Source organism: Stomatohabitans albus (assembly GCF_036336025.1).
Taxonomy (GTDB): domain Bacteria; phylum Actinomycetota; class Nitriliruptoria; order Euzebyales; family Euzebyaceae; genus Stomatohabitans; species Stomatohabitans albus.
This window is the reverse complement of sequence record NZ_JAYKKE010000005.1, coordinates 1-12217: the sequence shown is the minus strand read 5'-3', so window position 1 is coordinate 12217 and position 12217 is coordinate 1. Positions and strand designations below refer to the sequence as shown.

9 protein-coding genes are annotated in these 12217 nt (G+C 52.4%); 3 read left to right on the top strand and 6 right to left on the bottom strand.

Translation table 11 applies throughout. The features are described 5' to 3' along the window. Nucleotides 1-85: 85 nt before the first annotated feature. A complete protein-coding gene (locus VCU37_RS09175) occupies nt 86-1807 on the bottom strand; it encodes a GspE/PulE family protein (RefSeq protein WP_336250353.1) in 1722 nt (573 codons plus the stop codon). A gap of 33 nt (nt 1808-1840) precedes the next feature. On the opposite strand from VCU37_RS09175, the gene VCU37_RS09170 reads away from it, so the two are divergent. Both VCU37_RS09170 and VCU37_RS09165 read left to right on the top strand, forming a co-directional pair. Continuing rightward, complete coding sequence (locus VCU37_RS09170) at nt 1841-2635, top strand: hypothetical protein (protein ID WP_336250352.1); 795 nt, start codon at nt 1841-1843, stop codon at nt 2633-2635. A gap of 135 nt (nt 2636-2770) precedes the next feature. After that, nucleotides 2771-3352 carry an FHA domain-containing protein gene (locus VCU37_RS09165; RefSeq protein ID WP_336250351.1) on the top strand — a complete coding sequence of 194 codons (582 nt, stop codon included), beginning with the start codon at nt 2771-2773 and terminating at the stop codon, nt 3350-3352. A gap of 318 nt (nt 3353-3670) precedes the next feature. On the opposite strand, the gene csrA is transcribed toward VCU37_RS09165, so the two are convergent. From csrA to flhA, 5 genes are read right to left on the bottom strand one after another with little or no spacing between them, the layout of a single operon-like run. Continuing rightward, nucleotides 3671-3934, bottom strand: a complete 264-nt coding sequence (gene csrA, locus VCU37_RS09160; protein WP_336250350.1) for a carbon storage regulator CsrA — start codon at nt 3932-3934, stop codon at nt 3671-3673. Nucleotides 3935-3985: 51 nt separating this feature from the next. Further along, complete coding sequence (locus tag VCU37_RS09155) at nt 3986-4303, bottom strand: hypothetical protein (RefSeq protein WP_336250349.1); 318 nt, start codon at nt 4301-4303, stop codon at nt 3986-3988. 14 nt (nt 4304-4317) lie between these two features. Next, the gene (locus VCU37_RS09150; protein ID WP_336250348.1) at nt 4318-4896 is read right to left on the bottom strand and encodes a flagellar brake protein; all 579 of its coding nucleotides are present in this window, start codon (nt 4894-4896) and stop codon (nt 4318-4320) included. Next, nucleotides 4893-6797: a hypothetical protein gene (locus VCU37_RS09145; protein WP_336250347.1), complete on the bottom strand. Its 1905-nt coding sequence runs from the start codon at nt 6795-6797 to the stop codon at nt 4893-4895. The genes VCU37_RS09150 and VCU37_RS09145 overlap by 4 nt, the downstream gene beginning before the upstream one ends. Beyond that, nucleotides 6775-8892 (bottom strand): flagellar biosynthesis protein FlhA, encoded by a 2118-nt coding sequence (gene flhA, locus VCU37_RS09140; RefSeq protein ID WP_336250346.1) that lies wholly within the window; start codon nt 8890-8892, stop codon nt 6775-6777. Before flhA ends, VCU37_RS09145 begins: the two co-directional genes overlap by 23 nt. A gap of 326 nt (nt 8893-9218) precedes the next feature. Here flhA and VCU37_RS09135 point away from each other — a divergent pair. Continuing rightward, nucleotides 9219-12217, top strand: a 2999-nt coding sequence (locus tag VCU37_RS09135) for an exo-alpha-sialidase (RefSeq protein WP_336250345.1), incomplete at its 3' end; no start/stop codon positions are given.

The window sequence follows — 12217 nt, the reverse complement described above, 5'->3', positions numbered from 1 at the left end:
CAGCAGCACTGATACCAGCTAGTAGGACGGGCTAGACCACATGGTCTAGCCCGTCCTACTAGGTCTATCTAAATTGCTAAAGGGTTTAGCTGTTCTCTAAATCAGCAGGGGTCACACGGAAGGCTTCTTCCAGGGTAGTAATGCCAGCCATAGCCTTTGAAATGGCATCTTGACGCAAGCTCTTCATACCACTGTTATAAGCGGCCATTCTGATAGCTTGTTCACCGGCGCTTGACATGAGGGCATCCTTCAAGCCTTTATCGACAATCAAAATCTCTAAGAATGCGATACGACCCTTATACCCGGTTTGCCCGCACGTTGAACAACCACGACCACGGCGCCAGTTGGCTTTTTCAATCACTTCGCGTGGCAGATTGAGACGCTTCAACTCTTTTTCGCTGGGTTTTGCCGGTTCGGTGCAGTCTGAGCAGATACGGCGGCCAAGGCGCTGGGCCACACACAGAGTCAGACTTGATGCAATCAAATACTCAGCAATACCGATATCAGCGAGACGAGTGATCGCACCTGGCGCATCGTTGGTGTGCAGGGTCGAGAACACCATGTGGCCCGTCAGTGAAGCCTGAAGGGCCATTTCAGCCGTCTCCTGGTCACGAATCTCACCAACCATGACAATATCCGGGTCCTGACGCAACACCGTACGTAAGGCGCTGGCAAAGGTGAATCCGATACGGGCATTCACCTGAGTTTGGTTCACACCATCCAGTTCATATTCAACCGGATCTTCAATCGTGATCAGGTTGTGTTCGCTGTCACTGAGGTACCCCAAGAAGGAATACAGGGTGGAGGTCTTACCAGAACCTGTTGGACCGGTAATCAAACACAGTCCCTGTGGGCGCTCGATAGCGTCAATAACGTTTTCATACTGCTCATCGGTCATACCGATATCACGCAAATCCAAACGTTCAGCACTCTTGCGCAACAGACGCATAACGACCTTTTCGCCGTACATCAGCGGCAATGTCGAAACACGTAAGTCCACTTCTTCGTTTTGGCTCTTGTACGTTGCACGGCCATCTTGGGGACGGCGCCGTTCGGCAATATCCATATTGGCCGTGAGTTTGAGGCGGCTAACCAAGGCGGGGTGGACCGTGTTGGGTACAACCATCATTTCACGCAACACACCGTCGATACGGTATCGAATACGTGTTTCTGTTCGACTTGGTTCAACGTGGATATCGCTTGCGCCAAGATTTAAGGCATCGCGAATGATTTGTTGAGCTAGCCGCACAACGGGTGCGGAGTCTTCAACTACTTCCGTGATTTCGGTATCAACTTGGGTGTCTTTTGAACTTTCTTGGAGCTCGCTGATGAGTGACGAATCGGCACCAGAACCGGCGTATACCCGACGAAGGGCGTCAAGGATACGACGTTTTGGTGTGACCACGGCACGGAGGCGACGGGCACCGGCGCTCAACCGAACGTCGTCCATAGCCACAATGTCCGTTGGGTCATTGGTGAGGACGATGAGCGTGCCATCACCCTCACTTCCCAATGGAACGATGTTGTGGCGACGAGCTAATTGCTCTGGAATGAGTTGTGCCGCACCTTCTTGAGGTTCTGGCATGGAAGCATCAACGAATTGCAAACCAAGCTGTTTTGCAACCACGCGGGCAACATCACTGGGGCCCACAAAACCGAGGCGTTCAAGGGATTCACCGATACGTTCACGGCGCCCATCAATTGTCTGCCGATTTGCTAATGCCTCTTCTAACTGAGGCCTTGTAATCAATCCCTCGGCAACAAGCCATTCACCAATTGGCCGTTTGACAGTTCTGCCTTCGGCCATTAGTGCTCCTTGAGGGGTAATATCTCGTTCATTGTGATTCGTATTGCGCGGCTCTTAGCCCTACTTAGTCTCAGCATCCTACTTTGTGCCTGCCAGGCCAACGTTCGGACACTCATTGATTTTTCTCGTAATGGAAGTGGTGAGATCTCTATTACGGCAACCGTCGATGAGGAATTAGCCAACTTAGCTGCCAAGAATAGTGCAGACCCACTCGCTGTTGCCCTTGAGCGGGCTAATAGTTTGGGTGATGGCTGGAAAGCAACGTCAGAACGTTTTGATTCTTCTCAACTCAAATCAGTCACATTGACTGCGCCATTTAATTCTGCGGATGAACTTACCCAGCGGATAAAACAGATTGAAGAAGGATTAAATACCAATGGTTTCCGGCTGGTGGGTACGTACACAATCGCCGAAGGTGAAAAAAACTTCACCGTTGATGCGCTCGTCCCATTTGAAGTTAGTGATGAAGCTGCACGTGCCTATGGGTTCACTGATGCAGCAACCCTAATTCAAACGCACGGTACAGCGTTGACCAATGAAGTGGTTATTCGATCAAGTACTGATCTGGAGACCGCGACTGTGCCAACCGTTCCTGTGGATGAGAATAATCCCGATGGCCAACAAGAAGTTGTAGTGACGGTTTCGCCCGGCCAACAAGCCCAAGCGCAGGTGACATTCGCCAAAGGTGGACGCAACTGGTTCATTATCATTGGTGGCCTCATACTTGCCCTGCTGTTATTTGCGTGGGGTGCGTTGATTGTCAGCCGAGCACGGTCCTTGGCATCTAAACGAACCCAGTCTCCTCGACGGCCAATGCGCCAGCGATAACCCTGCGTTCACCTGAAACGTAGGCAACGAGGTGTCTTGAGCGCAGAGGCACTGTGCTGTATGCAGTTTGCAGGTCGTAAGACAGATGGGGTTAGACTTGTTGCTTAGTCACTTTGACTAGAGAACGGAGAAACTATGGTTGGTCCAGCTAAACGGCTCACACCCTTACCCATGCTGGTAGTTACTACCGATGGGCCATTGTCTGGGCGTGTAATGGTTCTGGACGCCGATGAATTGGTCCTTGGCCGCCGCTCCACATGTGACTTGGTATTGGATGACCCTCACGTGAGTAGGGCTCATGCAACCATTCGTCGCCAGGCGGGTGCGGTACTTATCCAGGATTTAAAGTCAACAGGCGGCACCTTTATCAACGGTGAGCAGATTGAAGGTTCGGCTGCACTCAAGCACGGCGATATCGTTCGTTTTGGGCAGGTCGAAGCTCGGTTTGAAGATCGTAGCTCGTCATTGAGCGGCGATGATGATACTGATGTCGTTGAGCTTGAGTCGGCAGTTGACAAGCCGATCTTGAGTCCACGTCAGAACCAAGTCCTGGGGTATTTGAAAGACGGGTTAACGAACCCAGAAATCGCCGCAGAACTTGGGGTCACTGAACGAACGGTAAAGGCTCACTGTCAAGAAGTCTTTGATCGGCTTGGTGCGCGTAATCGAACTGCCGCCGTCGCCGCAGCCATGAATCTTGGTTTATTTGACGACTAGTAACCTACATAAGCAAGGGCCAGCACCAGCTGGCCCTTTTTTTGAAGCAGCTTCTTATCATTGCGGCATTCGTTGCATCTCTGGACACGACAAAACCCGCACCGGCGTCCATCCCTCATACGCAACGTCTCAGAGTGGGTTGACCACTCGACTAACCGAAGCTAGCCGTATAGGGAAGGGGAACCGAAGTGACCAGCACTGGGAACCGCAATGCCCTTGACGTCTTGATAAGTCTCCGAGCGGGTATAACGAGAGATGGACACCGCTACGGGTTTGTTGTCCTGCAATTGTACAAGAAATACTCGCGCACTACCTTTTTTATTCGTGGTCACCTTGGGTTTGGCCAGAGGCCTGCGCTAACTGCGATGACAACTTATCCATTTGCTCTTGAGAAGGGCTAGCCGCAGCGAGGTTCTGGGCTTGAAGCTCCACCCACACCTCTTCTCGGTGAACAGAAACTGCGCGAGGTGCCTCAATACCGAGACGCACCTGATCACCACGTACCTCTAAAATCGTGAGGACGACATTGTCTCCAATTCGGATTTTTTCATTTGTCCGGCGCGTCAGGACTAACACAATCACTCTTTCTTGGTAGTCAACGTGGCTTAAGCCTACTCTGAAAAAGGATAAGCCTTATTCATTTGTTTCCAAATGTTTGGAGTCTATTTCTTTGGCAATTTCTTCAATTTGTGCCTTTCGCTCTATGCGGGCTTGCTCGGCGGCACGTTCAGCTTCTTCTATGCGAAGCCGTTGCATCTCTGCCTTAGCGGCGTAATCATTTGCCCGTTGGTATCCCTCATACACAGTTGAAATAATCCAAACGGCGAGAGTGCAAAAAAGCAATGCTAATAAATAGCGTAACAAAAAATCCGGTAAATCTATAACGCCATTGATAAATGCTCCCATCAATGGTGAAACCATCAATAGCGACCCAATCAAAATAATCGGCATTCGGTAGTGGGGGTTCATTGTCTAAATCCCGGTCGAAGCTGAGCATCAAAGACGGCTTTTCGGATCGTATCCATCATTTGGGACGAAGGGTCAACCCAGCTCAAGGCCACACGTGTTCCACGCACGACTTCATCTGTTCTAATTACCTTGGCTTTGGTAATAAATGATTTCTCATTCAACGTAAAAGAACACTGAATAACTTCATTATGCGCTAAATCACGAGTATTTCGCACAAAAATGGAAATTCCACCTTCACTGATATCACCAGAAATACCCGTTGCGGATAGTTCTTCACCTTCGATCGTCACACGCATATCAATGGGTACACGGAATGCATCACGGCGCTGTATGCGTCGCACATTGCCACAAACAGAAAGGGTTGACCGAGTGATGGCATTGTCATTGCGCATGCAGGGTGCTTCATATAAGGCGGCACCTGCTGACCATCGCACAATGATCTCACCCTCGATACCAGAGGGGTCTTCACCCCACAAGACTTCAATCTCATCTTCGGTAGCCGTTAGGGTGCTTGCTTTCCGGTAGCCATCATTCGTCACCACGGTTAACGGGGTTCGTGGTTCTGGGTAGCTCATTGCACTGGCTCCCGTCGATTACGCAATAAATCAGTCCAGGCTGCGGGGCTTGCTTGGCGAGTTCCAAGTCGAGCAACTGGAATGCCTAATTCCAATATGGCATGGGGGCTTACGGTCTCTTCTAACCCCGTTAATGCGATTGAATCGACGCCACCGAGATCCGCAATCCAACGGGCCACATCTTCGGTTTTCCGGGCTGCATCAACGAGTGCAATGACCTGGTGCGGTTGGAGAGCCTCAAGGATGCCATACGCCCAGTCTTGGGCATTGGTCGCCAAACTGGTTGATGTATCGACGGCCACGAGGGTCGCTTCTGATCGCCGTCGCCATGCCCGCCGGTCGAGTGCGGCTTCATCTCCATTAGAGATACGACAATTATCTGGCACGCTTGCGTGAGAACGGTGTTCACTGGCCAGCACTGTTTTTACGGGATCGGCACCGAGTTCCGTCGCCATACGGCGGGCCAAGGGGAGGACAAGGGGCCCCTCACCAACAACGGCAATAATGAGCCCAGGACCAGGTGGTATGTGCTCAGGTTGCGGTAAGCCTTCAAGGGCACGGTGGAGTGCTTCCGGGGTGAGGTCATTGCGGCTGAGCCACTCAACCAAGCGGTGATTGCGCAAGGTTGCATACCCATCACCGGATTGTTCTTCTGATTCGGTTTCAAACCAACCTGACTCTTCACCATCGGCTTCATCCGTCCACAGTCCCATAAACGGCCTGTTGGCGTCCACCCACCCTGCCTGAGTAGGTGCGTCGTCCTCAACCGCATCATCGTCATGGGGTAGCGTTTCGTCGTGGAGCGGTTCTTCGGCTGAACCCTCGCTGCCATGGCTGAATAGCAATGCAGGGGCTATAGCTTCATGGACGGCCTGAACGTCCGTTGACGGAGGAGTAGCCGCAGCCGACGAGGAGGCAATATCGTTGAATACATCGTCTTTTGCTTGCGCACTAGGTATCGGTTGAAGCGGCTGGGCGTCAAGAGTGGCTGGCTCATCAACCTGCCCAGCATCCTGGGTTAGGTCTGGTGATGCATCACGTTGGTGCGCTTGGTCGACCACAGCTTCCACAGGCTCATCGAGTGAATCAAACGCCGAGTGAGCACTTGCCAACTGATCGTCTGGCTCAACGACAGGGGTGTCTGCTGAATCAACGATTATCTCGTCAGCAAGATCTGATTCTGCTCCATCTTGGGGGTCCTCACTGAGGATTTCTTCAACTGAATCTAAGTCAACAATCTGGGGGTCAGGTGTTGCCTGGCGCACCCGCTTGGCACTCCAATCCAGTGGTTCCCATTCAACTGTTCCTGCGTGGCTTTCGGCGTCGGCTTTGGCTTGGGCAACCGGGTCCTCACTGCTTAAGTAGGCTTCAAGTTCAGGCCAGTCCACCTGGGGGGCGGGGGTATTGGCGCGAGCTTGGGATCGAGCATCGGCGAGTAGCTGGGCAAACCCAGGGTTTGCGTCATCGTGTTTGGGGTTATCGAGAGTGTCGGCTGCTTGCTGGGGGAGTGAATCACTCACCTGATCAGCAAGGTCAACCAAACGTGTTGGGCCTGGGGCATCGGCGTTCCGTTCAACGATACGTTTGCGTTCAAGGTCAGCCATCACCTGTTGCACATGGTCCATGGCTGCTTGAACGGTGGCATCATCAAGGCCACCTGGATACGGCTCACTTTTGCTCGTACCCTGTGGATTGATGTGCGACTCTGCGGCTTGACGGTCTGGACGTCGCTGACCTTTCTTCGCGCGACGTGCTTTTACTTCATAGCGATCGCCACCAAACCGGCCGGTTGCTTTGATCCGGTTGGCTTCAATAATCTCAGCGTCATCACCCAAAGCGCGTCGCACTTGGGCCAACACATCATCTAGGGACGGTCCCTCAAACCGTTGCACGGTTGCCAATGGTCACCACTCCTACGGTTTCAATCGTTAAATGTGAGCCAAGCTCTGAATAGGCCAGCACGGGGATATTGGGGTTGGCTTGTACCATCAAGCGTCGCATGGCTTGGCGGGCATTAGGCGCACATACAAGCACAGGCAGTATGCCCTGTGATTCAGCTTCTTGGTACACCGCAACTACATCTAAGGCAAGCCGCTCAGACACCTGCGGGTCCAACATGAGGAAGGAACCATGCGGGCCAGAACGAATGGATTCGCTCAACATTTGCTCCGTCATGGGGTCAAGCACAATGACAGGTAACGTGCCATTCGTCGAATAGCTCGAACTAATAGAGGGGCCAAGGGCGGTGCGCACACTTTCCACCAGTGGCTCAACATCACGGGTTGTTTGCCCCACCTCAGAGAGTGTTTCAAATATCCGGACAAGGTCAGTGATGGGAACGCCTTCATCCAATAGTTCAGCAAGGACGCGTTGAACATCACCCAGATTGAGCTGGCTGGCGTCGAGTTCGCTTGCCACCGTAGGGGCCATTTCTTTGACCAAATCAGCTAAGAGCTTTGTGCCGGATCGGCTGAGAAGTCGTCCCGCATTGGCACGAACGATCTCAGCAAGGTGGGTAGTGATCACGCTGTACCGGTCAACCACCGTGGCGCCAAGGACCTCGGCTTGCTGACGATATTCCACGGGAACCCATCGAGCAGGTAATCCAAACACGGGTTCAGTCGTAGCCTGCCCGGGCAGAACGGCTAAATCGGAGGTGGTTGCTGAACCAGCTTCTAGTTCCGGGTTGCCTTCATCACCAATTACCAGGACATGACCCGCAGGTGCAGTTCCGCGGCCCATTTCAACACCATGAACCCGGATGACATATTCTGAAGGCGCGAGCTCCATGTTGTCGCGTGTGCGAACGGGTGGAATGACAAGCCCGATATCGGTGGCAATTTTGCGACGGAGCGCCTTAATGCGATCTAAGAGATCGCCGCCGCGACTAGTATCAACCAAGTCCATGAGATCATAGGCAATTTCAAGTTGGAGTTCTTCAACTTGCACCTCGCTGAGGATGGCTTCTGGGCTGTTGGTGTCAATGTGTTCTTGGGCTGCTGCTTCAGCGGCTTCGGCTTCAGCTTTCTTTTCTTCAGCCAAGCGCTTTGCTTCATTGGGGTCTGGGAGCTGGGTTGCGCCAATGAACATAGCTGCCCCAACGACCATGAACGGAATGGTTGGCAGGCCCGGTACAAGACCCATCAGGATGATGGCGACGCCACCGATTTTTAATGGTCCTGCCTGACGGGAAAACTGAATCAGTACGTCAGTACCCATATCGCCGTCAGTTGTGGAACGGGTCACGATAATGCCGCTTGCAATAGAAATGAGCAGGGCTGGAATCTGGCTACACAATCCGTCACCGATAGTGAGCAGGCTGTAGGTCTGGATGGCTTCAGTTGGCTCGAGGCCTTGCATGACGATACCAATACCCAGGCCGCCAACGAGGTTGATTGCAGTGATGATGAGCCCGGCGAGGGCATCACCTTTCACAAACTTGCTGGCCCCGTCCATGGCCCCATGAAAATCAGCTTCCGCGGCAACTTCTTCACGACGTTTGCGGGCGGTTGCTTCATCAATGAGGCCAGCGTTTAAATCAGCATCAATGGCCATCTGTTTACCCGGCATGGCATCAAGGGTGAATCGTGCTCCTACTTCGGCTACACGTCCGGCCCCGTTCGTGATCACCATAAACTGCACGATCACCAAAATGAGGAAGATAATAAGGCCAACGACGAGGTTGCCCCCGATAACGAAATTGCCGAAACCCTCAACCACCTCTCCGGCGTAACCGTTGAGCAAGATGCCGCGGGTTGTGGACATATTTAATGCCAGACGAAACAGGGTCATTACTAATAGCAACGTGGGGAAGAGCGCAAAATCGAGTGGGCGTGCCACACTCATGCTGATAAGCAAAATGAGCATTGAAACGCTGATATTGATCGTAAGAAATAGGTCAATCAGCATTGGTGGCATGGGGATAACGAGCATCACAATGATGCCCACGACCCCAGCGGGAATGGCCACTTGGCTGATGCGCTTACTTAAGCTCACGTAGAACCCTTTGAATGTGCTCCTCTATCCAATCCGTTGGTAAGGTTGCCGCCGATCCGTGGCAGCAGTCATTTCCAAGGCATTTCATCGGCAGGGGCTGCAATAGTCTGAGTATCTTGATGAGGCACCAAGTGTCATGCTTGTGAGCAGCACGAATACGAGAAATGGTGCTCACTACGCTATGTGAATCTTGTGTTGCAATTTGAATCTCTCAGTGAAGAATTTTGACTTTTCCTTACCTTTCCTTCACAGTGGTGATCAGACAAAAAGGTCTGATGTCTCACCAAGTGGAACTGTTACGAGGTGACAGTTTTAGAGGAGGTTCAATGGACGCCACGTCCAAACGACGCTCCGCCTTTCGTTTGAAGGCGGGCACAATGATCGCCGCATTGTCATCAACGGCAATGCTGGTGACCGGACTTGCAGGTACGCCTGCAATTGCTCAGGGGGGAACCGGAACGGGGCCAGGCATAACGGCTCCCACAGCCCTTTCTCCCGTAACCGTCACTATTACCCGTAGTGCTACAACTACTCCTGTGACTGCGGGAACAGAACTTGTTTTTGAGCTTAAGGTCACGAATCCCAATAGTGAAACTATTTGGGTAGAACCAGGCGATTCAAATTTAACGAATTTCGCGCCTCGGTGTCGTTGGCGCAAATTAGGAGCTGGACAGTCCTTCCCCTGTCCTGATGTCAAGCATGTTGTTACACAAGATGAGGTAACCGCAGGAGCGTTCATTCCTCGCCTGCGCTTTGATATAAAAGATGCGACTGGTCAAAACGTTCTGGTCCAGGGTCAAGAGATTGCTGGGGCACCCATCGCTCTTTCAAACACCCCACCGCCACCCCCAGCAAGCGGGGAACCGTTCACGATTACGTGGACCCGTACCGACACCCTTGGTGACAAGGTATACAAAGATGATGTTCTGGCGTGGAGAATCAGGGTTCAGAACAATCGCAATGAAGCAGTTGTAGCATTCCCAAGTGCCTCAAACCTTCAAGGTGTACTCACTACCAATACAAAGAATTGCCGGTGGGATAAGGTCGCGGCAAATGCTTCATTTGAGTGCCATACCCTGTCCTATCGGGTCACAGATCAAGACGTTACCAAGGGGTCCTTTACCCCGTCAGTCACGTTCAAAGCGACGAGTGACCGTGATGGTAAGAACCTTATCCAAAATGGTACGGCTTCTACTGGAACGCCGGTCACCGTGAGCACTGGGACACGGCGAGATCCGTTGGAAACGCCAACCGACCGGGTTGATGGTGAGTCCATCATTCTTGCTACTCGGCATACGGGTGGGTTTGATTGCCCGCGTATTCCTGCCCTGACAACGGCCCCGAATGGGTGGCTCTTAGCTGCCTGGGACGGTCGTCCTCCTGGCTGTGGCGATGCCCCAAATCCTAACTCCATAGTGCAACGCATCTCTAAGGATGGTGGCCGTTCCTGGAGTCCGGTACACATTGTCGCTGAAGGCAAGGCAGGCACGGACAAATACGGGTACTCCGACCCGTCCTATGTCGTTGACCATGAGTCCAAGAAAATCTTCATGTTCTTTGTGAAGTCATTTAACCAGGGCTTCGGTGGTTCTCGTGCGGGTACTGATCCGAACGATCGGAATGTCTTGCACGCTGCGGTAATGGAGTCATCTGACAATGGTGAAACATGGACCACACCGACTGTTATCACCCAAGCCATTACACCTGATCCAAGCTGGAGAAGCCGGTTTGCCGCATCCGGTGAGGGCATCCAAAAACAGCACGCACCTCATAAGGGCCGCTTGGTACAGCAGTACACCATCATTAATGGCAGTGGCGCTTTGCAAGCCGTCTCGGTGTACTCAGATGACCATGGTCAAACATGGCAAGCCGGCCAGCCTTTTGGCACAGGCATGGATGAAAATAAGGTTGTCGAACTAGAAAACGGTGATCTGATGGTGAATTCCCGTTCATCATCAAGTATCCGAGCGCGTCTCGTCGCCATTTCCAAAGATGGTGGGCAGACGTATAGCGCCCCGACAGTTCAAACCGATCTCATTGACCCAAGGAATAACGCAAGCATCATTCGAGCCTTCCCTGATGCGCCTCCAGGATCCTTAAAGTCCAAGGTGCTGCTGTTTACGAATGCAAAGAGCACATCGAGCCGTGTGAACGGGCATGTTTCCGTGTCACTTGATAATGGCAAGACATGGTCGGCGAGCAAGCAGTTCCAGCCTGACAGCATGGCCTACTCGACCATTACAAACCTTCGCAATCCTGACGGAACCCTCATCGAAGGTAAGTACGGGATTTTGTATGAACGGCCAACATCACTCACCGGCTACACGAATGTGCCTATCCATTACATGCAGATCTCTTGGGACTGGCTTGGTATTCCACTTGTTGACGTCTCCGGTGAAGACCGTGACGCCCAACGCGGCGTGCTCAAGATGAACTTCACCGTCACCAATCATGAATCAACACCGATTGACAACGCGGTATTGCGTCCTGATCCGATTCCAGGTTGGACCTGGCGTACACCTGCGGTCACTGTGCCACGTATTGAACCAAATCAAACCGTTCGTGTTGAAGCAGTTGCTGAAGTAGGTGCACTCCAAAATGAAGGAGCTGTTCCGGTAACGGCAACAATTGACCTTGGCAACGGGCGTTCCCTTCGTGGTGGGTTGACGGCCATGTTCAAGCTATTGCCAAACCAACAGCCGGCGAGTTGTTCAGCTACCGGATTGAGCTTGAAGAATGAAGCGGTGATTCCATTCCAACCAGGTGAGGAACCGTCCAAGATGTTTGACGGTGATCCCAATACCCTGTGGCACACCCCGTATAACAGCCAACCACCATTGACCTTCCCTCTAAATCTTGATTTTGGGTTTGTCTACAAGGCTGGGATCGAAGCGTTGGTGTTGACCCCACGTCCTAGTGGAGCAAACGGTAAATTGAATGAAGTGAAGGTGTCATTGGTCAAGAACGGCCAAGAAACCGAACTGATTGCAGCCCATCGGATTAACGATAACGGACTGCTTGATCTGTCAGCCTTAAAGAATCATGTGGCTGATGGTGAGGACGTTACCGTTCGAGTAGCTATCAATAGCACCCTTGGTGATACGGAAAACAAGTGGGCATCCCTAGGAGAGGCCTGCGTGTTCACCGTTGATACCGCCCCCATTACCCATGATGAAACGGCACCGGTTACCCCACCGCCATCCGGTTCACCTGGTTCACCAATCGTGCCTGGTCCAGTGCCGAGTCCGAGTGATGAGACTCGTCCGAGTGGCAATGTTGTGCTGGAGCGGTTGAGTGGGGCGTCTCGTGTGGAGACGTCGGTGGA